General features: G+C 69.7%; 28 protein-coding genes, 1 pseudogene and 1 riboswitch. Of the genes and pseudogenes, 12 read left to right on the top strand and 17 right to left on the bottom strand.

Translation table 11 applies throughout. From position 1 onward, the window contains the following. Positions 1–393 (bottom strand): annotated as a pseudogene (locus tag Q0M60_RS08960) (hypothetical protein); the annotation flags it as partial. Positions 394–535: 142 nt separating this feature from the next. Between Q0M60_RS08960 and Q0M60_RS08965 the strand changes: the two are divergent. Genes Q0M60_RS08965 through Q0M60_RS08975 form a run of 3 tightly spaced genes read left to right on the top strand, consistent with a single transcriptional unit; the run spans position 536 to position 3932 of the window. Next, positions 536–1324 carry a tryptophan 2,3-dioxygenase gene (locus tag Q0M60_RS08965; protein ID WP_296818434.1) on the top strand — a complete coding sequence of 263 codons (789 nt, stop codon included), beginning with the start codon at positions 536–538 and terminating at the stop codon, positions 1322–1324. Continuing rightward, positions 1321–2499: a class V aminotransferase gene (locus Q0M60_RS08970; protein ID WP_296818436.1), complete on the top strand. Its 1179-nt coding sequence runs from the start codon at positions 1321–1323 to the stop codon at positions 2497–2499. Before Q0M60_RS08965 ends, Q0M60_RS08970 begins: the two co-directional genes overlap by 4 nt. Further along, complete coding sequence (locus Q0M60_RS08975) at positions 2496–3932, top strand: aldehyde dehydrogenase family protein (protein WP_296818438.1); 1437 nt, start codon at positions 2496–2498, stop codon at positions 3930–3932. The genes Q0M60_RS08970 and Q0M60_RS08975 overlap by 4 nt, the downstream gene beginning before the upstream one ends. A 68-nt stretch (positions 3933–4000) precedes the next feature. On the opposite strand, the gene Q0M60_RS08980 is transcribed toward Q0M60_RS08975, so the two are convergent. Then, positions 4001–4138 (bottom strand): entericidin A/B family lipoprotein, encoded by a 138-nt coding sequence (locus tag Q0M60_RS08980; RefSeq protein ID WP_296818440.1) that lies wholly within the window; start codon positions 4136–4138, stop codon positions 4001–4003. A 65-nt stretch (positions 4139–4203) separates the two neighbouring features. Further along, the gene (locus Q0M60_RS08985) at positions 4204–4737 is read right to left on the bottom strand and encodes a hypothetical protein (protein ID WP_296818442.1); all 534 of its coding nucleotides are present in this window, start codon (positions 4735–4737) and stop codon (positions 4204–4206) included. A 208-nt stretch (positions 4738–4945) separates the two neighbouring features. On the opposite strand from Q0M60_RS08985, the gene Q0M60_RS14440 reads away from it, so the two are divergent. Beyond that, positions 4946–5293 carry a DUF559 domain-containing protein gene (locus Q0M60_RS14440; RefSeq protein ID WP_366855753.1) on the top strand — a complete coding sequence of 116 codons (348 nt, stop codon included), beginning with the start codon at positions 4946–4948 and terminating at the stop codon, positions 5291–5293. A 171-nt stretch (positions 5294–5464) separates the two neighbouring features. On the opposite strand, the gene Q0M60_RS08995 is transcribed toward Q0M60_RS14440, so the two are convergent. The 4 genes from Q0M60_RS08995 to Q0M60_RS09010 are packed head-to-tail and all read right to left on the bottom strand — an operon-like array spanning position 5465 to position 8115. Then, on the bottom strand, positions 5465–5602 hold the full coding sequence (locus Q0M60_RS08995; protein WP_296818445.1) for an entericidin A/B family lipoprotein: 138 nt from the start codon (positions 5600–5602) through the stop codon (positions 5465–5467). A gap of 46 nt (positions 5603–5648) precedes the next feature. Next, entirely contained in the window at positions 5649–7373 is a 1725-nt protein-coding gene (locus tag Q0M60_RS09000; RefSeq protein ID WP_296818446.1) for a sensor histidine kinase, read from the bottom strand. Positions 7374–7375: 2 nt separating this feature from the next. Further along, complete coding sequence (locus tag Q0M60_RS09005) at positions 7376–7978, bottom strand: sigma-70 family RNA polymerase sigma factor (protein WP_296818447.1); 603 nt, start codon at positions 7976–7978, stop codon at positions 7376–7378. Beyond that, positions 7975–8115 (bottom strand): NepR family anti-sigma factor, encoded by a 141-nt coding sequence (locus Q0M60_RS09010; RefSeq protein ID WP_296818448.1) that lies wholly within the window; start codon positions 8113–8115, stop codon positions 7975–7977. The genes Q0M60_RS09005 and Q0M60_RS09010 overlap by 4 nt, the downstream gene beginning before the upstream one ends. Positions 8116–8369: 254 nt before the next feature. Between Q0M60_RS09010 and Q0M60_RS09015 the strand changes: the two genes are divergently transcribed. After that, positions 8370–9161 (top strand): response regulator, encoded by a 792-nt coding sequence (locus tag Q0M60_RS09015; protein WP_296818449.1) that lies wholly within the window; start codon positions 8370–8372, stop codon positions 9159–9161. 68 nt (positions 9162–9229) lie between these two features. Here Q0M60_RS09015 and Q0M60_RS09020 read toward each other — a convergent pair whose 3' ends face one another. The 3 genes from Q0M60_RS09020 to Q0M60_RS09030 all read right to left on the bottom strand — a co-directional run bounded on the left by Q0M60_RS09020 (position 9230) and on the right by Q0M60_RS09030 (position 10620). After that, on the bottom strand, positions 9230–9514 hold the full coding sequence (locus Q0M60_RS09020; protein WP_296818450.1) for a hypothetical protein: 285 nt from the start codon (positions 9512–9514) through the stop codon (positions 9230–9232). Between the two features lie 251 nt (positions 9515–9765). After that, complete coding sequence (locus Q0M60_RS09025) at positions 9766–10209, bottom strand: OmpA family protein (protein ID WP_296818521.1); 444 nt, start codon at positions 10207–10209, stop codon at positions 9766–9768. 81 nt (positions 10210–10290) lie between these two features. Further along, complete coding sequence (locus Q0M60_RS09030) at positions 10291–10620, bottom strand: YMGG-like glycine zipper-containing protein (RefSeq protein WP_296818451.1); 330 nt, start codon at positions 10618–10620, stop codon at positions 10291–10293. 232 nt (positions 10621–10852) lie between these two features. Here Q0M60_RS09030 and Q0M60_RS09035 point away from each other — a divergent pair, with 232 nt between their 5' ends. From Q0M60_RS09035 to Q0M60_RS09045, 3 genes are read left to right on the top strand one after another with little or no spacing between them, the layout of a single operon-like run. Continuing rightward, positions 10853–11113, top strand: coding sequence for a hypothetical protein (locus Q0M60_RS09035; RefSeq protein ID WP_296818452.1), 261 nt, complete (start codon positions 10853–10855; stop codon positions 11111–11113). A 55-nt stretch (positions 11114–11168) separates the two neighbouring features. Continuing rightward, positions 11169–12080, top strand: a complete 912-nt coding sequence (locus tag Q0M60_RS09040; RefSeq protein WP_296818453.1) for a diacylglycerol kinase family protein — start codon at positions 11169–11171, stop codon at positions 12078–12080. After that, positions 12077–12868 (top strand): metallophosphoesterase, encoded by a 792-nt coding sequence (locus Q0M60_RS09045; RefSeq protein ID WP_296818454.1) that lies wholly within the window; start codon positions 12077–12079, stop codon positions 12866–12868. Before Q0M60_RS09040 ends, Q0M60_RS09045 begins: the two co-directional genes overlap by 4 nt. Positions 12869–12933: 65 nt before the next feature. Here the strand turns inward: Q0M60_RS09045 and Q0M60_RS09050 are convergent, their stop codons facing one another. From Q0M60_RS09050 to Q0M60_RS09065, 4 genes are all read right to left on the bottom strand, one after another. Beyond that, positions 12934–13104 (bottom strand): DUF1328 domain-containing protein, encoded by a 171-nt coding sequence (locus tag Q0M60_RS09050; RefSeq protein ID WP_296818455.1) that lies wholly within the window; start codon positions 13102–13104, stop codon positions 12934–12936. A gap of 90 nt (positions 13105–13194) precedes the next feature. Then, positions 13195–13815 carry a superoxide dismutase gene (locus Q0M60_RS09055; protein WP_296818456.1) on the bottom strand — a complete coding sequence of 207 codons (621 nt, stop codon included), beginning with the start codon at positions 13813–13815 and terminating at the stop codon, positions 13195–13197. 30 nt (positions 13816–13845) lie between these two features. Continuing rightward, positions 13846–14244 (bottom strand): hypothetical protein, encoded by a 399-nt coding sequence (locus tag Q0M60_RS09060; protein ID WP_296818457.1) that lies wholly within the window; start codon positions 14242–14244, stop codon positions 13846–13848. Next, positions 14244–14630, bottom strand: a complete 387-nt coding sequence (locus tag Q0M60_RS09065) for a DUF883 domain-containing protein (protein WP_296818458.1) — start codon at positions 14628–14630, stop codon at positions 14244–14246. Before Q0M60_RS09065 ends, Q0M60_RS09060 begins: the two co-directional genes overlap by 1 nt. A gap of 134 nt (positions 14631–14764) precedes the next feature. On the opposite strand from Q0M60_RS09065, the gene Q0M60_RS09070 reads away from it, so the two are divergent. Together Q0M60_RS09070 and maiA are read left to right on the top strand one after the other, a co-directional pair. Next, on the top strand, positions 14765–15451 hold the full coding sequence (locus Q0M60_RS09070; protein ID WP_296818459.1) for a fumarylacetoacetate hydrolase family protein: 687 nt from the start codon (positions 14765–14767) through the stop codon (positions 15449–15451). Between the two features lie 9 nt (positions 15452–15460). Beyond that, positions 15461–16090, top strand: a complete 630-nt coding sequence (gene maiA, locus Q0M60_RS09075) for a maleylacetoacetate isomerase (RefSeq protein WP_296818460.1) — start codon at positions 15461–15463, stop codon at positions 16088–16090. A gap of 46 nt (positions 16091–16136) precedes the next feature. Here the strand turns inward: maiA and Q0M60_RS09080 are convergent, their stop codons facing one another. After that, positions 16137–18257 carry a TonB-dependent siderophore receptor gene (locus Q0M60_RS09080; protein ID WP_296818461.1) on the bottom strand — a complete coding sequence of 707 codons (2121 nt, stop codon included), beginning with the start codon at positions 18255–18257 and terminating at the stop codon, positions 16137–16139. Positions 18258–18456: 199 nt separating this feature from the next. On the opposite strand from Q0M60_RS09080, the gene Q0M60_RS09085 reads away from it, so the two are divergent. After that, entirely contained in the window at positions 18457–19545 is a 1089-nt protein-coding gene (locus Q0M60_RS09085; RefSeq protein ID WP_296818462.1) for an aminotransferase class III-fold pyridoxal phosphate-dependent enzyme, read from the top strand. Further along, positions 19542–20441 carry an aldo/keto reductase gene (locus Q0M60_RS09090; RefSeq protein ID WP_296818463.1) on the top strand — a complete coding sequence of 300 codons (900 nt, stop codon included), beginning with the start codon at positions 19542–19544 and terminating at the stop codon, positions 20439–20441. Before Q0M60_RS09085 ends, Q0M60_RS09090 begins: the two co-directional genes overlap by 4 nt. On the opposite strand, the gene Q0M60_RS09095 is transcribed toward Q0M60_RS09090, so the two are convergent. Together Q0M60_RS09095 and Q0M60_RS09100 are read right to left on the bottom strand one after the other, a co-directional pair. Beyond that, on the bottom strand, positions 20425–22254 hold the full coding sequence (locus Q0M60_RS09095; RefSeq protein WP_296818465.1) for a TonB-dependent receptor: 1830 nt from the start codon (positions 22252–22254) through the stop codon (positions 20425–20427). The genes Q0M60_RS09090 and Q0M60_RS09095 overlap by 17 nt on opposite strands. Before the next feature lie 135 nt (positions 22255–22389). Beyond that, positions 22390–22511, bottom strand: a riboswitch (cobalamin riboswitch). 23 nt (positions 22512–22534) lie between these two features. Next, positions 22535–23341, bottom strand: a complete 807-nt coding sequence (locus tag Q0M60_RS09100) for an undecaprenyl-diphosphate phosphatase (RefSeq protein WP_296818467.1) — start codon at positions 23339–23341, stop codon at positions 22535–22537. Positions 23342–23364: the final 23 nt, after the last annotated feature.

Raw genomic sequence — 23364 nt, forward strand, 5'->3', positions numbered from 1 at the left:
CTGGGACGCATCCGGCTGCCAGCCCAGCAGGGCCAGGAGCGCGACCGCCACCGCCCACGGCCACCCCCGGCCACGCGTCTCCGAGGCGAAGCCCACCGCCGCCGCGGGCAACAGCAGCATCGCCATGTTGACGTAGACCGGTCCCACCGCGACCCAGCGGTGCACGCCGTCCTGTCCCGTCACGAACAGTGTGGCCCCGACCCCCAGGAGCGCCACCGGCAGGGCGATGAGTGCGGCTCTCGGCGGCGTGAACATCGCCAGGCCCGCCGCCAGCGCCCCGCCGACCGCCCAGGCCGCGAGGTTCCGGCCCCACAATCCCGCCGGCACGCCGCTGCCCGCGCAGATCAGCGCCCCCAGTCCCACCGTCGCCAGCGAAAGCACGGCGAACGCCAAGAGCAGCCGCCATGCTCCGTTAGACCGTCCGCTTTCCGCATTCATGCCTGCGCCTCCCGCACCCGCAGGGACCTTAGGTCAAGCGTTGGGGCCGTCCACACAGGGTGTGTGCAGGCTGCGCCATTTCGCCTAAACGAGCGGCATGAGCGACATGACCTACGCCCGCTACCTGACGCTGGATCAGGTGCTGACGGCGCAGAATCCGCTGAGCGACCAGCATGACGAGATGCTGTTCGTCATCATCCACCAGACCAAGGAGCTGTGGCTCAAGCAGATCCTGCACGAGATCGGCCTGGCCAAGCGGCTGATCCGCCGAGGCGACCTGGTCCCGGCCTACAAGTCCCTGGCGCGGGTGAGCCGGATCCAAGCGGTGATGACCCAGAGCTGGGACATCCTGTCGACGATGACACCGGCGGACTATCTCAAGTTCCGCGACCGGCTGGGCGCCTCCTCGGGTTTCCAGAGCGACCAGTTCCGCAAGCTGGAATACCTGCTGGGGCTCAAGGACCGCGCCTTCCTGCGCCATCACGAGGACCGCCCCGCCGCCCACGCCGGCCTGGTCGAGGCGCTCGAGCAGCCCAGCCTCTATGACGACGCGCTGCATCAGCTCGCCGCCCACGGCGTGGAGGTGCCGCCCGACGTGCTGAACCGCGATGTGACCGAACGCTACCAGCCGCACCCAGGCGTCGAGGCCGCCTGGCTTACCGTCTATCGCGACACCACACGCCACTGGGACCTGTACCAGCTGGCCGAAAAGCTGGTGGACCTCGACGACGCCCTGATCACCTGGCGGCACAAGCACGTCCTGACCGTCGAGCGTATCATCGGCATGAAGACGGGCACCGGCGGCACTCCGGGCGTGGCCTATCTGGCCAAGACGCTCGAGCGCCGCTGCTTCCCCGAGCTCTGGTCCCTGAGGACGGCGCTTTGAGCTTCAAGCGACTGTTCTCGAAGGCGCTCGCCGCTGCGCCGGGCCGGCTGCATTTCGCCGCCCACAGCCATCACCTGTGGCCCGACGCCAGCTTCGACGGCCACATGCAGGCCTGGACCGACGGGATCGAGCTGGCTGACACCAAGTGGGACAAGGTCTTCTCCGAGGTCATCCCGGAGGCGCAAGGCCACGTCTGCCGCGAGCTCGGCCTGCCGAACCCTGCGGAAATCGTCTTCTCGTCGAACACCCACGACTTCCTGATCCGCCTCCTGTCCGCCTTGCCGGGGCGGCCCGTGCGCGTGCTGACCACCGACGGGGAGTTCCACTCCCTGCGCCGCCAGGCCGCGCGCTGGGAGGAGGCCGGTGACGCCGTCGTCACCCGCGTTCCGCTTGAGCCGCGCGACACGCTCGCCGACCGCTTCCTGGCCGAGGCCGGGAAGGGCGGTCACGACCTGATCGTCGTCAGCCACGTCTTCTTCCGAGCCGGCCTGATCTTCGAGCGCGTCGCCGAGCTCGCCGCCCTGGCCCGGCCCGAGGGCCCCTGGGTGCTACTCGACGGCTACCACGGCTTCATGGCGGTCGAGACCGACCTCAGCCCGGCGGCCGACCGGCTCTTCTACGTCGGCGGCGGCTACAAATACGCCATGGCCGGCGAGGGCGCGGCCTTCCTGCGCGCGCCGCGCGGCTTCGGCGAGCGGCCCGTCCTGACCGGCTGGTTCGCCGAGTTCGGCGACCTCCAGGGCCCGCCCGGCGGCGTCGGCTACACCACCGACGGCGGCAGGTTCTGGGGCGCGACCTTCGATCCCTCCGGCCTCTATCGCTTCAACGCCGTGCGCCGGATGCTGGACGCCGAGGGCCTGACCACCGCCGCCGTCTCGGCCCACGCCGATGGCCTGATGGCCCGCTTCGAGCAGGCGGTCCGCTCAGGCGAGGCCGGGCCGCTGGCGGACGCCGAGATTCTCAATCCCACCGGCCCCGGGCCCCACGCCCGCTTCCTGGCGCTGCGCCATCCGCAGGCGCAGGGCTGGAAGAAGACGCTGCTGGCCCACGGCGTGGTCACCGACGTGCGCGACGACGTCATCCGCTTCGGCTTCGGCCTCTATCAGGACGCGGCCGACGTAGCCGCCCTGACCGCCGCCTGCCGGCGCGTCCTCACTCAAGGAGATCCCCGATGACCGAACGCCACGCCAACCTCATCGGCGGCGAGTGGGTCGAGGCCGGCGACTGGTCCGAGAACTGCAGCCCGTCGGACCTGTCTGACGTCATCGGCCTCTACGCGCAGGGCTCGGCCGAGGACGTCGACCGCGCCGTCCAGTCCGCCCGCGCGGCGCTTCCGGCCTGGTCGCGCGATCCGCAAGCGCGCGGCGACGTGCTCGACCGCGTCGGTGACCGGTTGATGGCCGCCCGGGACGAGCTCGGCGAACTCCTGGCCCGCGAGGAGGGCAAGACCCTGGCCGAGGGCAAGGGCGAGGTCGAACGCGCCGCGCGCATCTTCAAATTCTTCGCCGGGGAGCCCCTGCGCTCGGGCGGCGAGCTCATCCCCGGCGCCCGTCCCGGCGTCGCGGTCGAGGCCCGGCGCGAGCCCGTCGGCGTGGTCGGCCTGATCACCCCCTGGAACTTCCCCATCGCCATCCCGGCCTGGAAGGCGGCCCCGGCGCTGGCCTACGGCAACACGGTGGTGATGAAGCCCGCCGACCTCGTCCCGGCCTCGGCCTGGGCGCTCGCTCGGATCCTCCACGAGGCCGGCGCGCCCGCCGGGGTGTTCAACCTGGTCATGGGCCGGGGCTCCAGGGTCGGCGAGGCCCTGCTCACCCATCCGGGGATCGACGCCATCAGCTTCACCGGCAGCCAGGGCGTCGGCGGCCGCGTGGCCCAGGCCTGCGCGTCCGGCCTCAAGCGCTTCCAGCTCGAGATGGGCGGCAAGAACCCTCTGGTGGTCCTCGCTGACGCCGACCTCGACGCCGCCGTGGAGGCCGCGGTCAACGGCGCCTTCTTCGCCACCGGACAGCGCTGCACGGCCTCGTCGCGCCTCATCGTCGAAAAGGCGATCTACGCCCCGTTCGTCGACAAGGTCGCCGCGCGCATGAAGGGCCTGAAGGTCGGCCACGCGCTCGACCCGGCCACGAACATCGGCCCGGTCGTCTCCGACAGCCAGCTGAAGCAGGACCTCGACTATGTCGATATCGGCTGCCGCGAGGGGGCCCGCCTCGTCGCCGGCGGCGAACGGCTGAACCTGGACAAGGACGGCTACTACCTGTCGCCCGCCCTCTTCGCCGACGCCTCCAACGACATGCGGATCGCCCGCGAGGAAATCTTCGGACCGGTCGCGGTGGCCATCGCGGCGGACAATCCCGACCACGCGCTCCAGCTCGCCAACGACACCGAGTTCGGCCTGTCGGCCGGCGTCTTCACCACCTCGCTGAAGCAGGCTGAGCGCTTCAAGCGCGAGCTGCAGGCGGGCATGGTCATGGTCAATCTGCCGACCGCCGGCGTCGACCTCAACGCCCCCTTCGGCGGCACCAAGGGCTCAAGCTTCGGCCCGCGCGAGCAGGGCCCCTACGCGCGCGAGTTCTATACGAAGATCAAGACGGCCTATGTGTCGGCCTAGGGCGTAGGGCTTGGATGGTAGGGCTTGGGGGGCCGGCCGCTGTGCGGCGCTTCGCTAAGCCCTAAGCCCTAGTTCCGCACATCCTCCGCCGTCTCGGCGACCGCCTCGCCTGCGGCCTCGACGTCGCGGCCGATGCCGGCGACGGTGTTGCAGGCCGAGACCAGTAACGCCGACGCGGCGGCGGCGAGAACCAGGATCTTGCGCATGGGATGTCCTCCGTAAGGCTGGAATAACGGCCAAGCTTAGCCGCGGTTCCGGTCCCGGAGAAGCGTCAGGCGCCCTGCCCGCCCGCGGCGATGTCGCGGCAGGCCGTGACGAAGTTCGCCAGGGTCTCGGCGTCCGGCGCCTCATAGGGGCCGGCCTGCTGCGTCCCGTAGAGCGCCGAGATGTCCTCCGTCCGCGGCAGCCGGTCCAGCAGCATGGGATCGATGGCGGCTTCCGCGCGCACGCCCAGTCCCTCGGCCAGGGTGTCCGCGACCAGGCCGAAGGCCTCGTTGTCGACGCCCAGCGTCAGCCGCTCCTCGCTGCCGATCACGGTGAAGCCGGGCACGTTCACGGTCATCCGCGCCGGCGCCGACAGGCACGCCATGTGGAACACCTGGTTGTCGGCCTGATCCAGCAGCATCAGGGCCGAACCCTCGCCGCTCGCGATCGGCTCCCAGCGCAGATGGGGCGCCTCGGGCGCGGCGGGAGTCTCCGGGGCGGGCGGCGCTTCGGGCGTGTCCTCGGCCCGGTCACAGCCGGTCAGCACCACGGTGGCGGCGAAGAAGGCGGCGAAGGTCCGGGCGAAATCGCGAGCGCTCATGGCGCTTCATAACGCGAACGCGGGCCATTGGTTACCCAAGGCTTAACGCCTGGAGAGAAGCAGGGTTAAGGCGCCGCGCAGGAGGGGAATCCGGCGCGTGTCGCCCCAATGTCTGACCACGCCCTCATCTCCCGCGCAGGCCTGCGGCTTCGCCTCCGGCGCGCGGGGCCCTCTTCTCCCCTGACGGGGAGAAGGTTAGCGTCACCGTATGGTGGGGGGACGGATCAGTCGGGCTCGCGAGCTTCGACGGGAGCAAACGGCGGCCGAGCGCAGGCTTTGGTCCTGCCTTCGCGACCGTGGCCTTGGCGGGTACCGCTGGAAGCGGCAGGTCCCCATTCCGCCGTACTACGTCGACTTCCTCTCTCCTCAGATCGGTCTAGTCATCGAGGTAGACGGCGGACAACACTCGGCAGATACCCTCCGGGACGCACGCCGCACCGCGGACCTTCATGCCCGCGGCCTGCACGTCATCCGCTTCTGGAACTACGAGATCATGGAGGATCTCGACGCCGTCTGCCGCACGGTGCTCGCGGCCTGCAAACGTCTCGACCATTAAGCGAACTCTTCTCCCCGTCAGGGGAGAAGAAGGCTCCGCGCACCGGAGCGCAGCGAAGGTCTGCGCGGAAGATGAGGGCGTGGTGCGACCTCGCCAAGCCACCGCGCCAGCGGCCCCAAACGAAAAAGGCCCCGCCGAAAGGCGGGGCCTGATCTGTGTCCTGACGAAGCCCTAGTTGGCCGCGTCCTGGGCGGTTTCCTCGACCGCCTCGCCGGCGGCTTGGACGTCGCGGCCGGCGCCGGCGACGGTGTTGCAGGCGGCCACGGCCAGGGCGGCAGCGGCGGCCATGAAAACAAACGCTTTGCGCATCGGTCGATCCTTTGCAGTTTGGGGAGGTCTGCGTCTCAGGAAATGCCTAGGCGGCGCCTTGGTTCCGGTCCGCCTCCGCCCCGGCCGTCGGCTCGGGGGCTTCGATCTCCGGGGAGGGGAAGGTGAGGCGGGCCAGCACGCCGCCCGCCTCGCCGGACAGAATCTCGGCGCGCCCCCTTAACTGGCGCGCGAAGGCGGTCATCAGGGTCTGGCCCACGCCGCCTTGACCGTCGACGGGGCCGGGGCCGTCGTCCTCGACCTCCAGCACGCTGTCCTCCTCGCCCCGGCGGAACCTCACCTGGAGCAGGCCGCCGCGGCCGGCGAAGGCGTGCTTCTGGGCGTTGGAGATGGCCTCGACCGCCCACAGGGCGATCGGCGCCAGCTTGTCGGGATCCACGACGAGGGCGTCGGCTTCGACGCGGGTCTCCACCGCGGGGCCCCGGCCGCTGTCCTGGGCGATCAGCTGGCCGACCAGGTCTTCCAGAAACTGGCCGACGTCCACCCGCTTGAGGTTCTCGGACTGGTAGAGCGCCCGATAGATCAGCGCGAGCGCGGTGATCCTCTGGCGGGTGTCATTCATGGCCAGGCGGGCGGCGGGGTCCTTCAGCGCCCGCTGCTGCATGTTGAGCAAGGACGTGATGACCTGCAGGTTGTTCTTCACCCGGTGATGGATCTCGCGCATCAGCCGGTCCTTCTCGTCGAGCGACTCGCGAAGCGAGGCGTCTCGGGCGACGATGGTGTCGACCATGTGATCCAGGGTGCGGCCCAGGCTGCGGATCTCCGCTGGGCCGTGCCGGGCCTGGACCGGACGCACGTTGAATCGTCCCTTGGCGTAGATGGCCGCGATCCGCTCCAGATAGAGCAGCCAGCGCACCACCACCCGCTCGGTCACCACCAGGACGAACAGCAGCGCCAGGCACCAGGTCAGCAGCGGCAGATAGAAGACCCCGGCTGCGTTACCGACAGCCCAGGCGACCAGGCCCTGGCTCGGGATCGACAGCACCACCTGGACGTCCCCGTCGGCGAACGGTGAGGCCGTGACGATGCGGCGGTCGCCGCGCGCGTCGACGATGTCGGTCAGCTCCGACCTCAGGCTCGTTTGCGGCACGCGCCCTTCGGGAAAGGCCTGCCGATCGGTCGCCGTGAGGATGATCCCGTTGGCGTCGACGAGGGCCACCTGGGAGTCTTCCAGGGTCACGCCCACGGGACGCTGGGGAGTCACGTCCTCCAGCGGCATCACGGCCAGGAAGACGCCGTCGAACGCGCCCATCGGCCGTTCCGAACGGATGGCCGCCAGCAGGGCGGGGTTCTCGGAGAAGACTCCGTCGGGCGCGCGCGAGATGACCAGACTCTCGCCGTTCCGGATCCGCTGGAACCACGGCTGGTTGATCAGGGCGTCGGCGGCCCTCACGTCGCCGGAGGCGCAGGTGACCCGTCCGTTGCGTCCCAGATGGACCAGGGCGTCGTAGGCCTCCAGATCCTGAACCAGCTGCCTCAGGCGCGGCACGCAGTAGAGGCCGATGGTCTCGGGCCTCAGGGTGCGCAGCATGATCACCGCGCCGTCGATCCGCATCTGGGCGTCGGCGGCGCTGGCGCGCGCGGCGCGCACCAGCTCCGTGCGGGTCCGCTCCACCTCGTTGTCATAGGCCGTGCGGGATTGAAGGGCGCTCAGCACCAGGATGGGGGCCAGCGCCAGGCCAAGGGCCACGCCGAGCCGGAAGCGGATGCCCTGAACCCCGGCGCCGAGCCTGAGCTTGCGCCAGGCGAGCACGGTCAGCGCGGTCCGCTTAGCCGATCCGCCTCTGCGAGGATGGCCCCCATGGCGTCTCCGGCGGCGCGGCCGTCCTGACGGTATTGCCCGCCTTCCAGCGTCGCCTGCAGCGCGCGGCGTGCACGGCTGACGCGGCTCTTCACCGTGCCGACGGCGCAGTGGCAGATTTCGGCGGCCTCTTCATAGGCGAAGCCGCCGGCGCCAACGAGCACCAGGGCTTCCCGCTGTTCCGGCGGCAGCTCCTGAAGCGCGCGGCGCAACTCGTCCAGGGCAAGCGGCGCGGACGGGTCGTCCACGGCCACCAGCGTCCGCTCGGCGGCCTCCTGGTCCAGCTGGGACTGCCGCCAGGACCGGCGCTTCTCGGAATAGAACTGGTTGCGCAGGATCATGAAGGTCCAGGCCTTCATGTTGGTGCCCATCTGGAAGCTGGCCCGCGCATCCCACGCCTTCATCATGGCGTCCTGCGCCAGATCGTCGGCGGCGGTGGCGTCACCGGTCAGGGTCCGGGCGAAGGCGCGCAGATGCGGAATGAGGGTGACCAGCTCTTTCTTGAAAGCCGTATCTTCATCCTCTGAGCGCTCCGGTCGGGTCCGGGCCTCGCTCATGCGCCGCCCTTCTTGCGCTCGTCGGCCTTCTGCAGGATCGCGAGAAATTCGTCGGGGACCGGCTCGCTCACGACCTCGTCGAACAGGGTCCGAAGGCGCACGCCGATCGCCTGCTGACGGAGGCGGGCTTCCGCCATGTCGGGCTCACGTCGGGATTGCACGTCCGCTGGTCTCCGGCCGGAGCCACGTTTTTCGTTCATATCAAACACAGACGCCCCGTTTTGCCCCGCCGCAACTGACCGAGAAACGCCGGGGGGTTGCCGGGGTTCCGGGATTGCTGCGATTTAATGTGCAGCTTGGCCGCGTGTCGAGGGAACCGGTCGCGACCATAGCCGTTTCACGAGACGATCGGGTCCCGCGCGGGCCTGCACACTGCTGTCGGGGATTTCATATGAGTCTTGTGGCCAAGCTGGCTCCGCACCTGCCCTACGTCCGCCGCTATGCGCGGGCGCTCACGGGGGACCAGGCCTCGGGTGACAATTATGTCCGCGCCGCGCTCGAAGCCGTCGCGGCCGGCGAAGTTCAGCTGAAGGAATCGGTCACGCCGCGCGTGGCGCTGTATCAGGTCTTCCACGCCATCTGGGGCACCACCGGGGCCCAGCTCGAGATGGAGGCGGCCAACGCCGGCGACGATCCCAGCCGCCGGCTGCTGCGCATTCCGCCGCGCTCGCGCCAAGCCTTCCTGCTGACCGCGCTGGAAGGATTCACGCCCAGCGAATCCGCCCAGATTCTCGGCGGCGAAGTGTCCGAGGTCGAACAGCTGATCGCCGAGGCGCAGGCCGAGATCGACGCCGAACTGGCTACCGACGTCCTCATCATCGAGGATGAGGCCGTCATCTCCGCCGACATCGAGGCGCTGGTGCGCGAACTCGGCCATCGGGTCGTGGCCGTCACCACCACCCGCACGGAGGCCGTGGACGCCGTCGCCGAGGAGCGGCCGGGTCTGATCCTCGCTGACATCCAGCTGGCCGACGGGTCCTCGGGCATCGATGCGGTCAAGGACATCCTCAAGCGCTACGACGTGCCGGTGATCTTCATCACCGCCTTCCCCGAGCGCCTCCTGACCGGCGAGCGGCCCGAGCCGACCTTCCTCATCACCAAGCCGTTCCAGCCCGACAATGTTAAGGCGGCGATCGGCCAGGCCCTGTTCTTCCATCCGGCGCGCGAGCGCGTCGCGGCCTAGGCCAGGCAGGGATCGCAAACGAAGAGGGCGGCTCGTTCGAGCCGCCCTTTTTCTTGCCTTGGGTCTCGTCAGGGCGTGCCCGGCTCTTCGGGCGGTTGCTGACCGGGCGGCGACTGCCGCGCATAATCGCCTTCCGGCATGTCGAACGGCTCGGCGTCGGTCGCCTGGCGTGCATTGTGCTGTTCGACGTTCTGGTGGTTGAACAGATAGACCACCGCCATCGCCAGTCCGGACAGGACGACGGCCACCACCAGCACCGCCAGGACGGGCAGGCCCCTGCGCCCCTGCTTGGCGCGGTCTTCCGAGACCACGCGCGGCTCGGCGGGAGTGTCGTTCATGGGGTCGTGGGTCATGGAGCGCCTGCGGTCATCAGCTTTGCGTCAGGCCCTACCAACGCCCGGAAATCCGCCGCCGTTCCGAATTCCGCGGACGCGCGAAAAAAAGTTGGACCTGCCCGGAACCGAACTTCGGGAACGCCGTTTCTAAGCTTGCGGAGGCGGCGACGCCCCCCCGACTTGAGGCTGATTAGTTTCAGCCTGCCGCCTCCGCGCTCTATTTCTCGATGAACTGACGGGCCCCTTGCGGGGCCCTTCTTTTTTGCCCGTCAGGCGCCGGGCGCCGCCTCGATCAGCAGCTCCACCCGGCGGCGCACCGGCTCGGCCACGCCGCCCTGGACCGCGCCGTCCTCGCCGGCCGCCATCACCTCGAACACCGGCGCGGGCCAGCCCTCGGCCGCCAGGGCCTCGGTCACCGCCATCGCGCGCCGCTCCGACAGCGTCAGGTTCCTCGTCGCCCCGCCCGAGGCGCTCGCCAGGCCCACGACCTGGACCCGCCGGATCTCGCAGCCGCTAAGCCTCTGCGCCGTCGTGGCGATCAGCTCGCGCGCCGGCCCCGTAAGGCTCGCATTCCCTTCATCGAAATAGACCGGCAGCGTCGTCGCCACGCAGACCGCCGGCTCGGCCACCAGTTCGCTTCTGTCCCGAAACAGGCTCCGGGTCGTGTCGCACCCGGCCAGCCCCATCGCCGCGACCAGCGCAGCTCCCACCATCACCCTCACGTCCAGCCCTCCAAGCAAGACAAAGGGCGGCCCGCCTCGCGACGAACCGCCCTTCCTCCGAGCCTTCCGGCCCTAGTTCCGCCGCGTCCCGTCTTCCCAGTAGCAGTCGCCTTCCGGGTAGCAGTAGTAGTACCGGCCATAGCGGCTGTCCCACTGGCGAGACAGGTTGCGGGCTTCGCGGTCCTGTTGCGAACCGCGGACGGCCCCGGCGATGCCGCCGACGACGGCGCCGATGGCGGCCCCGCGTCCGGCGTTGCCGTCGCCGACGTTATTGCCGATCACGGCGCCCGCGAGGGCCCCGAGGGCGGCGCCGCCGGCGGCGTTACGCTCAACATTACCCGTCGAGGTACAGGCGCCGGCCACAAGAGCGGCGCCCGCGACGGCCACAAAAACCTTCTTCATGAGATCGTCTCCCTATTCGCTCCCCAGGCGAGAACGCTGGATTGCGGCCACGGTTCCCTGACTATCACTCCGGCCAAGGTTGCGTTAACCTTTTCGGCGGCCTCGCCTGCGTGGGCGTGGCGGGTGAGTTCAAGGGGGCTTGAGTATGGCTGACGACGGAGAACACGGGGGACGTCCCGCGTGGGAACGCGGCCGGCGCAGAAGCGGCGGTAATCCTCTGGTTGGGCTGATTGTGACCCTGCTGGCGCTGTTCGGTGCCCTGACGGCGGGTCTCGGGATCGCCGAGCGCTCGGTCGGCGCGGCGGGTGATCGGATCGACGGCTGGATTTCCACTGCGTGGAACACGGTCACCGGCGCGGCTGACGACGTAGACGAGGAAGCTGCCGCGGCGGCCGAGGAGGTGGTCGAGGAATCCGGCGAGGCTGTCCAGCAGGCTGGCCAAGCCGTGGAAGGCGCCGCCGACGAGGCCGCCGAAAACCTCGCTCGCGACTAGGCCCCTGTCGGCCTGAGCCGCCGGAACCTCAGGCTTCGCCATTCGTTCGGGCGACATGGACCTCAGCCCAACGTCCGAGCCTCGGGCGCTGACCCCTCATGCGCGGCTCGACCGGATCGAGGTCATCGTCAACCCGAAGTCGGGCAGCGTCTCCGCGACCGCGGCCGAGGAGCTTGCGGCCGTCCTCGACGAGCTCGGTCTGAAGGCCAACATCCACATCTTCGAGGGCGGCCGTCTTACGTCCCTGCTCGATCAGGTTTTCGGCGCTGAGCCGGATCTGGTCATCGTGCTGGCGGGCGACGGGACCGTGCGGGCCGTCGCGGCCCGCGCTGGACCGACGGGTCCGCTGATCGCGCCCTTGCCTGGCGGCACCATGAACATGCTGCCCAAGGCGGTCTACGGCGTGACGGACTGGAAGGAGGCGCTGGGCAAGGCGTTGTCTAGGGGATGCGAGCAGCCCATTCCCGGCGGCCGCGTCGGCGAGGAGCCCTTCTACTGTGCGGCTATTCTCGGCTCGCCCGCGCTCTGGGCGCCGGCGCGCGAAGCCATCCGGGAAGGCAAGGCGCGCCTGGCCTGGCTCTACGGGCGCCGCGCCCTGAAGCGGGCCTTCTCGGGGCGGGTGCGATTCCGGCTGGACCGCGGACCGCTCCGCCGCGCCGAAGCGCTCGTCCTGATCACTCCCCTGATCTCGACGGCCGTGGAGAAAGCCGATGGCCTCGAGGCCGCCGTCATGACGCCGGCGCGGGCCGGCGAGGCGTTCCGCATGGCCGCCCGTGCGCTGTTCGCGGACTGGCGCAGCGATCCGGCCGTGGCGACCCAGGTGGCCCGGCGCGTACACGCCTGGGCGGGGTCTCGAATTCCGGCCATCCTTGACGGCGAGACCATTCGTCTGGACGATTTCGCCGAAGTGACCTTCGAGCCTGTCGCCTTCCGCGCGCTCGCACCGCCACCGGAGCCGACAGTTTGATCGGACGCATCTACCAGCTTTCGGACATCCATTTCGGGGTCGAGAACAAGGCTGCGGTGGAGGCCGCGCTCGCCCACTGTCACGAGACGCCGCCTGACCTGGTGCTGATCACCGGGGACATCACCCAGCAGGGATTCAGGGATGAGTTCGAGGCAGCGGCGCGCTGGATCAAGGCGATGCCGGAACCGGTCTTCGTCACGGTCGGCAATCACGACGTCCCCTACTGGAACGCCTATGACCGGCTGTTCCAGCCATGGAAGCGGTTCGAGACCTCGACCGGCCACCCGGCCCACGACCATCAGTTCGAGACCGATAAGCTGATGGTGCGGGGCGTGACCACCGCCCGCGGCTGGCAGGCCCGGCTGAACTGGTCCAAGGGCGTGATCGATCTGGATCAGACCCGCCGCGCGGCGGAGGCTCTCGCCGCCACCCCGCGGGACCACCTACGCATCCTGGCCTGCCATCATCCGCTCATCGAGATGATCGGCGCGCCCATGACCGGCGAGGTGAAGCGGGGGCGGGCGGCGGCCGAGATTTTCGCCGGGGCCGGCGTCGACATCATCGCCAGCGGGCACGTCCACGTGCCATTCGCCCTGCCGATCGGTGTCGGCGACCACCGCTGCTATGCGGTCGGGTGCGGAACGCTGTCGGTGCGGGAGCGTGGCATGGCCCCGAGCTTCAACTGCATCACCTGGAGCGAAGCCGAGATTTGCGTGACGGCGCTGGCCTGGACCGGCTCTCGGTTCGAGGCGCAGCGGACCTGGAATCTCGATCGGCGGGTCGACTAGTCCCAAAGAAAAAGGCCGCGGCCCTGACCGGCCGCGGCCTGTATTTCAGCGTGTCTGGTCAGTCGCTAGACGCGCGGTCCCCGGAACCTGCCGGCGACCAGCGAGATCACGAACAACACAATGAAGATGATGAACAGGATCCACGCGATGTCCATCGACAGACCCGCCACTCCGCCGAAGCCGAGAGCCAGGGCGATGAGGGCGATGACCAGAAAAATGACGGCCCAACGCAGCATTTCTTTTCTCCTCCAGTTTCGGAAACGCCGCGTCGCGGCATCCGGGAGGGGAACGTCGATACGGCAGGGCTGTTCCCGCCAAGCTGAAGTTTAGCGGGGCGCCGGATAGGTCCAGCCGGGGGCTGCGGACTGGGCCGCGGAGAGCTGCGAGGCGGCGAAGCGCCAGTTGGCCAGACGGTCGAACCAGGCCTCCAGAAAGCCTTTCCGGTCCTGCTTGTGGTCCAGGTAGTAGGCGTGCTCCCAGACATCGCAGACGAGAAGGGGAAAGCCCTCGTCCTCGGACAGGGTGTTCATGGCGTCGTGGGTCGAGGGGACCGCGAGCGCGCCATCCTTGAGCGTGATCCACACCCAGCCTGAGGCGAAGTGGCCAGCGCCTTCGGTGACGAAGTCCTCGCGCAGCTTGTCCAGTCCGCCGTAGGCCTCGATCAGGCCGGCCAGGTCGCCCGAAGGCGCCTCATGGTCCGGCGCCATGCACTCCCAGAAGAAGCCGTGGTTCCAGGTCTGGGCGGCGTTGTTGAACAGCTTGCCCGGCCCGGCGTCGCGGATGACCTCCTCAAGCGAGGCAGGCCGGCGGCCTTCCTTCGCAAGCAGATCGTTGAGGGTGTCGACGTACTTCTTGTGGTGCTTGCCGTGGTGAGTTTCGAGCGTGGTCCGGGACAGGACCGGCTCCAGCGAGGCGTGCGGATAGGGGAGGTCGGACAGAACGAACACGGGCTTACTCCTTCGGCGCTTGACTCGAAATCAGCGCCGGGGCCGCCGTGTTCCCCTCGACTTCTCGGTGAAAGCCGCCGCCACCATGGTGGCGAGCGCAGGATTCCTCAGGAAGATCCACCCGGCCGCCAGGCCCGCTACCGTGCCCAGGATGGGCCGGGTGCGGAACAGCTGGATGGCGCGATCGGTGAGGCCTTCGGGCTCGTCCTCCTCGGCTTGGTCCGGGGCGGCCTTGCCCTTGAGGACAAGGGCGCACACGCCCGCTGCGATCGCGAAGATCAGCGCGGTCAGGGCCGCCGCCGCGGCCGGGATCAGGACGATGGCGAGGCCGTAGTAGATGGCGAAGCCGAGCGCGACCACGGCCACGCCGACCGAGGCCGTCATGGCGGCGGTCGACGCCGCCTTGACGACCAGCCCCCGGCCAATCATCAGCGCCGACCGCCCGCCAGCAGCAGGCCGATGATGACGCCGACGCCCAGCGCGATGCCGGTCGATTGCAGGGGACGCTCCTGAACGCGCTCGGACAGGTAGCGCTGATATTCGTCGAAGCGCTCGGAGGCTTCATCGTAGTACTCGCGGCCACGGACCTGGGCCTCGTCGTAGTACCGGCGGGCGCGGTCGCGCAGCTCGGCGGTGCGGGCCCGGACGCTCTCGTCGGCCTGGGCGGCAAGGCCGCGCAGGCGCTCGGCCTCCTCGCGGCCAACGGCCTCGACGTCGTTCTTCAGGTTCTTGAGGTCGCGCTTGACGTTGTCGCGGGCGCGGCTGCGGGGCTCGCCATCGGCGGTCGCGGCGGTCGCGGCGGGGGCACGGGCCATGTCATTGTCTCCGGCTAAGCTTGTCCACGCCATATGGGCGCATCTCGTTCTGAACGCTAGAGGTTAGGCAGAGTTCCGGTGCGCGCCGGCGACGGTCGCTGGCGCGGGACCCCTCCGGCGCCTATGAGAACCGCATGATCGACTTTCTGTTCCCGCCGGCCGAGCCGGTCACCCTGCCGATCCGCGGAGCCAGCGCCCGGCTGCCGGTGCGGCGCATCCTGTGCGTCGGCCAGAACTACGCCGCGCACGCGCGCGAGATGGGGGGCGATCCGGAGCGGCGGCCGCCGTTCTTCTTCTCCAAGCCGGCCGACGCCCTCGTGCCGCTCGGCGGCCAGGTGCCCTACCCGAGCGAGACGCGGGACCTGCATCACGAGGTCGAACTGGTGGTCGCCCTGGGTCATGGGGGGACCGATGTCACGCCCGACGAGGCGCGGTCCATGATCGCCGGCTGGGCCGTCGGGGTCGACCTGACCCGGCGCGACATCCAGGCCCAGGCCAAGAAGGACGGCCGGCCCTGGGACGCCGCCAAGGGCTTCGACTTCTCGGCGCCCATCGGCGAGGTGGTCCTGAAGCGCGACCTGCCCGAGGCGCACGGCGCGATCCGGCTGTCGGTCAACGGCGAGACGCGTCAGGCGGGCGACCTGTCGGACATGATCTGGAGCCCCTTCGAGGTCGTCGCCCAGGCCTCGCGCCTGTGGCGGCTCATGCCCGGCGACCTGATCTTCACCGGCACGCCCGAGGGCGTCGGGCCGCTGGTCCGCGGCGACGAGGTGCGCGCCGAGATCGATGGCCTGCCCGCCCTGTCCTTCACGGTGGTCTGAGGCGCGAAGATGATCCTGCACGGCTATTGGCGCTCGGGGACGTCCTACCGGACGCGCATCGCGCTGAACCTCAAGGGCGTGGCCTATGAGCAGCGGACCCACGACCTGCGCCAGGGCGAGCAAAAATCCGAGACCTATCTGGCGCTCAATCCGCAGGGACTGGTTCCCGCGCTCGAGCACCAGGGCTGGGTGGTGACCCAGAGTCTGGCGATCCTCGGCTGGCTGGACGAGCGGTTCCCCGAGCCGCCGCTGCTGCCGCGAACCAGTCCGGAGGACCGGGCCGAGGTGCGCGCCATGGCGACCCTGGTCGCGTGCGACATCCATCCTCTGAACAACCTGAGGGTGCTCAAGGCGGTGAAGGGCCTGGGCGGCGACACCGACGCCTGGGCCGAGCAGTGGATCCGGCCCGGGTTCGACGCGCTTGAGCGGCTGATCGAACAACGCGGCGGCGGCTGGAGCTGGGGTGAGGCGCCGACCATCGCCGACTGCTGCCTGATCCCGCAGGTCTATTCAGCACGGCGGTTCAACGTCGATGTGTCGGCCTGGCCCCTGATCTCGGCGGTCGACGCGAGGGCGCAGCAGCATCCCGCCTTCCAGGACGCCCACCCGGATGTCCAGCCGGACGCGGACGGGGCCTGAGCCCCAAGTCCCGGGCGCGGCGGTCGGCCCGCCGCGCCTGTCCTCCTCAGAAGGTCGTGGTCAGCGACACCCGGAAGGCCCGCGGGGAGCCGGGGGTGATGTTGTTGTTGCTGTGGGCGGTCGACCAGTAGGTCGCGTCGAACAGGTTCTCGACGTTCATCTGGACCCGCACGCGCGGCGAGACGTCATAGAAGACGGCCGCGTCCACCCGCGTGAAGCCGGGAAGGGTCACGGCGTTATCGATGCCGGTGAAGACTTCGCCTTGGTGGATCACGCCGAGGCCCGCGGCCCAACGTTCATCGAACTGGTACCGGTTCCACAGCGATGCGCTGTGCTCGGGGACCAGCGGCACGGTCCGGCCGGCCGGCGCAGCGGTCGTCGCGCTCGTGATTTCGGCGTCCTGCCAGGCGTAGCCGCCCATGATCTCCCAGCGGTCGGTGACCCGGCCGCTGATCCCCAGTTCGAGCCCCTCGGTGCGCTGCTCGCCGGTCTGGACGATCACTCCCGGGTTGGACGGATCGTTCGCCGTCGTGTTGGTGCGCTCTAGGCGGTAGAGGGCGGCCGACAGCATCAGCCCCTCGACGGGCTCCCAGCGCGCGCCGATCTCCTGGTTGGTGAACTCCTCGGGCTCCAGCGTCAGGGTCGAGGCGGAGAGGGAGGCGAACTGGTCTCCGGACGCAGGCAAGAAGGATCGCGCATAGCTGGCGTAGAAGCTGAGCGCCTCGGTCGGCTGATAGATCAGGCCCAGGCGTGGCGAGACCATCTCGTCGGTGCGCTCGAATACGGCGCCCGTGCGATTGTTGGTCAGGTCGAGACCGAAGGAGTCGAAGCGCAGGCCGGCCACGACCTGCCACTGCGGCGTCAACTCGATCTGGTCTTGAACGTAAACGGCGAAGACCGTCGCCTCACCGTCATTGTCGGCGTCCGAGACGCTCTGCTGGAAGGTGATCGGGGTCCCGAACAGGGTCGGAGAGGCGACCGGCACGGTGATTGAGGTGGCGGTCCCGCCGAAATAGCCCGTCTCGCGGAAGTTGTGGCTGTCCTGCCGGCCCAGCTCGAAGCCGGCGAGCAGGCGATGGCCGATCGATCCGGTGCGCGTCTCGTAGATGAAGTCGGTCTGGGTGAAGAGGTTCTGCCGTTCGGTCAGGTTGTTGTAGGCCGAGATCGACACGGTCGTACCGCCGCCGCCGACGGCGCCCGGGAAGACGTTCTGGTAGAATTTCTCATAGTCGGCGAAGACCGTCCGGTTGCGGATGATCAGTCCGTTCCATCCGACCCACTGGACGCCCGCGCTCAGCCAGTCGACCTCTGCCGTCGAATAGCTCTGGTCCGGATCGCCGAAGAAGGTCGAGACATCGGTTTCGAGCGGGCGGCCCATGAAGGACGGCACGCCCCGGTCGACGGTGCGGTCGTCCTCGAAATGCTCATAGGACACCACGAGCGACAGCTGGTCGTTCGGGATGAAGGCCACCGTCGGATTGACGCCCCAGCGCTCCAGCCCGACGAAGTCGCGATAGCTCTCTGAATCCTCGAACATGAGGTTGAGGCGTCCCGACGCCATCGGGCCCAGCGGCTGGTTCAGGTCCAGCGTCGCGCGGCGATGGTCGAAGGAGCCAAGCTCAAGCGACAGGCCGCGTTCGACCGACGAGAAGGGCGTCTTGGTCACGCGGTTGATGATCCCGCCGCCGCCGCCACGGCCAAAGATCATGGCGTTCGGCCCGCGCAGGACTTCGACGCGCTCCAGGTTGTAGAGGTCGCGGAAATACTGGACGTCGTCGCGCACGCCGTCGGTGAAGAAGTCCGCCGTGGTCGCCTGGCCGCGGATGGTCGGCGCGTCGCGGTGACCCTCGCCCTGGCCCATGGTCACGCCGGGCACGTAGCGGACGACGTCAGCCATGCTGTCCATGGCCTGGTCCTCGATGGCCTGGCGCGTGACGATGGCGATGGACTGCGGCGTGTCTTCCAGTTCGGTGTCGGTGCGGGTGGCCGTCGCGGTGCTCTCGACTGCATAGCCCTCGGCGCGCGCGCGGCCATAGACGGCGACCTCGGCGACCGTTGTGGGCTGGCCGTCCTCGATGTCCCCAGCCTCGTGAGCAAGGACGGGACCCGAGACGGCGATTCCCGCCGCGGAAACGAGCAGCAGGCGGCGGTACGAAGCGAAATGCATATTCAAAGAACCCGACTTGATTGCGAACGAAAGTGCGAAGCGTTCGCAAAAGCGGATAGGGGACGCGTGTGGCGCTGTCAACTTGGCCGCGGTCGGGCGGGCCTGCGGGAGGTTAAGCTCCCATAAGGGTTCCGCTCAGCGTCCCTTAAGGTTTCCGGATCATCATCCTTACCGAGGCTTCCCGCCTGGAGGATGCGCGATGACGCGCCTGGGTTCGGTCACGGCGAACGGGGAAAGACGGATCAACCGTCGGCCCGCGAACGACCATGCCGCGCCCGCCGACTACGCCTCGGCGCTGAAGCTCTCGCCCGTGCGCGACGGGGCCTGGACGATCGGCCGGGACGGCCGGCGCCGGCTGGACCTGTGCAACGCCGCCGGGAGGGTGGTCATCGGCTGGAACGACCCGCACATCGAGGCGGCGGCGGCCGAGGCGGCGGCCGGGCTGCACGGCCGGCTGGCCGGGCGGCTTTCGGAGATGACCCCGGGCGCGGACGCCGTGGCCTTCGAGGCGACGGTCGCCTCGGCCATGGCGGCGGTGCTGCTGGCCGCCAAGACGACCACGGGCCGGGACGGCGCCTATTTCTGCGACGAGGCGGTTTCGGCCTCGGGCGACCTAGAGGGACTGGCCGAGACGCTGGACCGGCGCGGCGGCGAAATGGCCGCACTGGTCATCCGTCCGCTGGACGCCTCTCCCGCCTTCCTGAAGGCCGTCCGGCGGCTGTCCGACCGGCACGGGGTGGTGCTGGTGTTCGAGGAGAGCCGCAGCGCGCTGCGGGTGCATCGCGGCGGAGCCCAGGGCCTGTCCGGCGTCACCGCCGACGCCGTGGTCTTCGGCCCGTCCCTGGCCAACGGCCGGGAGCTTGCGGCCGTCACCGGCCGGATCGAACTGATGTCGGCGATCAGCCGTCAGGGTCCCGCGCCCGATCCGGCCGCCGTCGGGGCGGCGCTCGCGGTGCTGGACAGGGCCGAGCGCGAGGACCTGGCCCACCGCCTGCAGATCATCGGCGCCGAGATCGCCGCCGAGCTGGAGCAGCGTCTGGTCCGAACCGGCGCGGACGCCTTCGCGGGGGTCTACGGCGACCCGAGCTGGAGCGTCGTGGCGGGCGATCCCGCCTTTGAGGCCGCGCTGTCGGACGCGCTCGCCCAGGAAGGGGTGCTGAGCTTCGGCGCCCACACGCCGTCGGCGGCCTGCGGCCCCTCGGAGGTGGCCTATCTGCTAGCGGCCTATGACCGCGCCCTGCCCCGCGCGGTCGAGCGCGCCCGCTGGTCGGGGCTGCGCGCCGGATGACCGAACCGCATCGCGCCCGCCTCGGGCTGGGCACGGCCCAGTTCGGCCTCGACTACGGCGTGTCGAACACGCGCGGCCGGGTCGGCGAGACCGAGGTCCTGAACATTCTCGACACCGCCGCCATCAACGGAGTGACGCTGGTCGACACGGCGGCGGCCTATGGCGACGCCGAGCGGGCGCTGGGCCGCAGCTGGCCGTTCCCGAGCCCGTTCCAGGTGGTGACCAAGACCCTGCGCCTGTCCGAGGGGCTGGATCGCATCGAACACCGCGCGCGCCGCTCGCTGGAGCGGCTGGGCGTGGCGCGGGCGCAGGCGTTGCTGGTGCATTCGGCCGAGGACCTGCACGGCGCCGAGGGGCGCGCCCTGTGGGCCCGGCTGGAGAAGCTGAAGGGCGAGGGCCTGTTCCAGCAGATCGGCTTTTCCGCCTATGCCGAGGACGACCCGGCCACCCTGGCGCGGCGCTACAACGCCGATGTCGTGCAGGTTCCGTGCAGCCTGCTGGACCAGCGGCTGGTGCGCGACGGGACGCTCGACCGGCTGGCCAGCCAGGGCGTCGAGGTGCACCTGCGCTCGGTCTTCCTGCAGGGGCTGCTGTTCCTGGACCGTGAGAACCTGCCGGCGGCCCTGAGCGGGGCCGGACCGCGGCTGTCGCGCATCCGCCGGGCGCTGGCGGAAGCCGGCGCCGATCCGCTGCAGGCGGCGCTGGCCTTCGCGCTCGATCGGCCGGAGGCCTCGGCGGCGATCGTGGGGGTGACCTCGGCGGCGGAACTGCGCGCCATCATCGCCGCCTCGCATCAGCCGAGCCCAAGGCTGGACTGGACGGCCCTGTCGCTCGACGACACGGCCGCCCTGGATCCCCGGACCTGGGCGGCTGCCTCCGTCAGTAGCGCAGCCTGACCCCCGCATAGACGGCGCGTCCGGCCTCTCCGTAGAAGAGCGTCTCCTGATAGGCCGCGTCCGTCAGGTTCTCGACCCGCAGGGTCAGCTCGGCCTGGTCCGACAGGGCGTAGCCACCGGCGAAACGGCCGATGACGAAGCCCTCGCGCGTCCCGCCGGCGTCAGCCTGGTCGCTCTCGCCGCGCACCGTCAGGGCCGCCCGCCACGGCCCGCCGGTCCAGCTGACGGTCGCCGAGCCGGAATGCTCGGGCACGCGCAGCAGGCGGTCGCCGTCCTGGTCCTCCGCATCGGTGAAGGCGTAGGCGGCGCGGATCTCCCACGAGGGCGTGATGGCCCATTCTCCCTCCAGCTCCACTCCGGTCGAACGGGTGCGCGCGAGGTTCACATAGACGGACTCGAACGTCAGCGGATCGAACAGGAAGGTGATCTCGTCGGTCACCTCCAGCCAGAAGGCGGTGGCGCGCAGCGAGCGTCCGCCGCCAGAGGAGCGCCACGACAGGCCGAGATCGACACCTTCCGCCCGCTCGGGCCGGAGCACCGGATAGGGCGAAAGCGAGAAGCAGAAGTCGCAGACGGTCTGGCTGATGGTCGGGGTCTTGAAGCCCTGGCCATAGGCGCCGCTGAGCGTCAGGCCCGGCGCCAGCTCATAGGCGGCCGACGCCCGGAGGGTCGTCTCGGCGTCGTATTCGTCCGGGTCGTCCCACCGGACGCTGAGCGAGGCCGACAGCTGCTCGGTCGCCTGCACGCGCGCCACGCCGAAGGCCGATGTGGCGCCGAGTTCGGCGGCGGTTCCGATCGAGAGGTCGCCCTCGGTATCCTCGCGCTCCAGTCCGACGATCAGGTCGACGGTGTTGTAGAAGAGAGGCCGTTCCGCCTGCCAGCGTAGGGCCTCGCGCGCGCCGGTGTAGCGCGAGGGGAAAGCGCCGCCGCTGATCGACCGGTCGATGTCCGAGCGGGCCCAGGTCAGGGCATGCTCGAAGCCGAGCGCGTCGAAGCGGCCGCGCAGGAACCCGGAGGTGCTCTCGGTGTCCGACACCTCGTCCGTGTCGCCGAAGGCGTAGGTCGGCGGGGGATAGCCGTCGAGTTCGGCGACCGCGTCGTTCCAGCGGACGCGGCCGTCGAGGCTGACGGGGCCAAGGTTGATGCGGCCGCTGGCGCCGAGCGTCCGGTTCTCGAAGCCGTCGGCCTCGGTGTTCCCGTCGCGGACGTCGGCGCGTGACACGCCATCGGTCTCATAGGCCGAGGCGAACAGGCTGAAGGCGAAGCGGTCCGAGCGCGTCCCGACGGACGCGGAGCCGCGCAGGGTTCCGAGCGATCCGGCCTCCGCATCCAGGCGCCCGCCGTCGAGCTCGCGGCTGGTGAAGGCGATCACGCCCCCGATGGCGTCCGAGCCCCACAGCGAGCCCTGTGGTCCGCTGAGCACCTCGATCCGCTCGATATCGCCAAGCTCCAGCGAGGCGAAGTCGTAGCCGCCGGCCGGCTGGCTCGGATCATTCAGAGGCACGCCGTCGAGCAGGACCAGGGTCTTGTCCTGGCCGGCGCCGCGCAGACGCACCGAGGTGACGCCGCCGAAGGCGCCCTGGCTGTAGAGGCTGACGCCGGGAATCTCGCCCAGGATGTCGGCGGCCAGGACCGCGCCGCTCTCCTCGATCCGCTCGGCCTCGATGACGTAGGCGCCGGCCACCTCCGGCTGGGGCGCCTCCAGGCGGGTGGCGGTGACGATGACCTCTCCGACCTCGGTCGGGTCGTCCTCGGCGTGGGCGGCAAAGGCCAGGGCGCTCGCCGCCGTGGCCAGAAGGATGGCGCGTCTCATGCGCAGTGCTCCGTCGCTGGTCCCGCGGAGCCGCGCGTGGGACCCGTTCAGCGACAGCGATCGTCCGGGAGTCCGGACGGCGGCCGATCGCGTCGCTGCGACGGAAGGTCCGCGCCCCTATCTGGTCCCGGACCAGGGCGAGCGACGTGAACGGACAGGCATTCGGACTTGCGGCTCAGTCGAGCCGCCTACCGCTGCGGGCACAGTGGCGGATTTGGACCGCCTTCCCCCGTGCCGTTCGTACTCAGTATCGCAACGCCGCGGTCGAGCGGCAAGCGGCCTAGAACCAGCCCAGGCCCATCGCGCCGAGGCCGAGCACGCCGACGACGATCCGCCACCAGGCGAAGGGGGCGAAGCCGTGGCGGCTGACGAAGTCCAGCATGGTCCTCACCACGAAGGCGCCGCTGATGAAGGAGACGACGAAGCCGATGGCGACGACCTGCAGGAAGTCGGCGGTCAGGACATCGCGCGTCTCCCACAGGCTGAGCGCGAAGGCCCCCACCATGGTCGGGATGGCCAGGAAGAAGGAGAACTCCGCCGCCGCCCGCTTGTCGACGCCCGACAGCAGGCCGCCGACGATGGTCGCGCCGGAGCGCGACACGCCCGGGATGATCGAGAGGCACTGGTAGAGGCCGATCAGCGCCGCCGAGCGGAAGGTCAGGGCCATGGCGTCATGCTCGCGCGGGGCGGGCGCATGGCGCTCAACCAGCAGCAGGGCGACGCCGCCGACAATCAGGCTGATGAAGACGAACAGCGAGTTGAACAGGACCGCGAAGAGCACGTCCTTGAGCAGCAGACCGACGACGGCCGAGGGCAGGAAGGCGATGAGCACCGCGATGGCGAAGCGGCGAGCCGACGGATCCGTCCCGAACAGGCCGAGCAGCACTTTCCACAGGCGCACGAAATAGAGGACGACCACGGCCAGAATGGCGCCCAGCTGGATCATGTAGATGAACGGATCCCAGCGCTCGTCCGCGAGGCCCAGCATCTCCTTGGTGATCAGGAGATGGCCAGTGGAGGAGACCGGAATGAACTCGGTCAGTCCCTCGACAAGACCGAGAATGATGGCCGCGAGCCAGTCCGCCATGAACGCGCCTTCGAATACCAGGA

Origin of the sequence: Brevundimonas sp. (assembly GCF_024711105.1) — a bacterium.
In the GTDB taxonomy this organism is placed as follows: domain Bacteria; phylum Pseudomonadota; class Alphaproteobacteria; order Caulobacterales; family Caulobacteraceae; genus Brevundimonas.

Coding starts and splice junctions, on each gene's coding strand:
- Q0M60_RS14440 (WP_366855753.1), top strand. CDS start 4,946: ATGGTGGGGGGACGGATCAGTCGGGCTCGCGAGCTTCGACGGGAGCAA.
- Q0M60_RS09025 (WP_296818521.1), bottom strand. CDS start 10,209: ATGGTGGGAGCTGCGCTGGTCGCGGCGATGGGGCTGGCCGGGTGCGAC.
- Q0M60_RS08965 (WP_296818434.1), top strand. CDS start 536: ATGAGCGACATGACCTACGCCCGCTACCTGACGCTGGATCAGGTGCTG.
- Q0M60_RS09010 (WP_296818448.1), bottom strand. CDS start 8,115: ATGGCGGAAGCCCGCCTCCGTCAGCAGGCGATCGGCGTGCGCCTTCGG.
- maiA (WP_296818460.1), top strand. CDS start 15,461: ATGATCCTGCACGGCTATTGGCGCTCGGGGACGTCCTACCGGACGCGC.
- Q0M60_RS09005 (WP_296818447.1), bottom strand. CDS start 7,978: ATGAGCGAGGCCCGGACCCGACCGGAGCGCTCAGAGGATGAAGATACG.
- Q0M60_RS08975 (WP_296818438.1), top strand. CDS start 2,496: ATGACCGAACGCCACGCCAACCTCATCGGCGGCGAGTGGGTCGAGGCC.
- Q0M60_RS09065 (WP_296818458.1), bottom strand. CDS start 14,630: ATGGCCCGTGCCCCCGCCGCGACCGCCGCGACCGCCGATGGCGAGCCC.
- Q0M60_RS09020 (WP_296818450.1), bottom strand. CDS start 9,514: ATGACCCACGACCCCATGAACGACACTCCCGCCGAGCCGCGCGTGGTC.
- Q0M60_RS08995 (WP_296818445.1), bottom strand. CDS start 5,602: ATGCGCAAAGCGTTTGTTTTCATGGCCGCCGCTGCCGCCCTGGCCGTG.
- Q0M60_RS09090 (WP_296818463.1), top strand. CDS start 19,542: ATGACCGAACCGCATCGCGCCCGCCTCGGGCTGGGCACGGCCCAGTTC.
- Q0M60_RS08980 (WP_296818440.1), bottom strand. CDS start 4,138: ATGCGCAAGATCCTGGTTCTCGCCGCCGCCGCGTCGGCGTTACTGGTC.
- Q0M60_RS09040 (WP_296818453.1), top strand. CDS start 11,169: ATGGACCTCAGCCCAACGTCCGAGCCTCGGGCGCTGACCCCTCATGCG.
- Q0M60_RS09085 (WP_296818462.1), top strand. CDS start 18,457: ATGACGCGCCTGGGTTCGGTCACGGCGAACGGGGAAAGACGGATCAAC.
- Q0M60_RS09100 (WP_296818467.1), bottom strand. CDS start 23,341: ATGGCGGACTGGCTCGCGGCCATCATTCTCGGTCTTGTCGAGGGACTG.
- Q0M60_RS09080 (WP_296818461.1), bottom strand. CDS start 18,257: ATGCATTTCGCTTCGTACCGCCGCCTGCTGCTCGTTTCCGCGGCGGGA.
- Q0M60_RS09070 (WP_296818459.1), top strand. CDS start 14,765: ATGATCGACTTTCTGTTCCCGCCGGCCGAGCCGGTCACCCTGCCGATC.
- Q0M60_RS09095 (WP_296818465.1), bottom strand. CDS start 22,254: ATGAGACGCGCCATCCTTCTGGCCACGGCGGCGAGCGCCCTGGCCTTT.
- Q0M60_RS08985 (WP_296818442.1), bottom strand. CDS start 4,737: ATGAGCGCTCGCGATTTCGCCCGGACCTTCGCCGCCTTCTTCGCCGCC.
- Q0M60_RS09050 (WP_296818455.1), bottom strand. CDS start 13,104: ATGCTGCGTTGGGCCGTCATTTTTCTGGTCATCGCCCTCATCGCCCTG.
- Q0M60_RS09030 (WP_296818451.1), bottom strand. CDS start 10,620: ATGAAGAAGGTTTTTGTGGCCGTCGCGGGCGCCGCTCTTGTGGCCGGC.
- Q0M60_RS09060 (WP_296818457.1), bottom strand. CDS start 14,244: ATGATTGGCCGGGGGCTGGTCGTCAAGGCGGCGTCGACCGCCGCCATG.
- Q0M60_RS09015 (WP_296818449.1), top strand. CDS start 8,370: ATGAGTCTTGTGGCCAAGCTGGCTCCGCACCTGCCCTACGTCCGCCGC.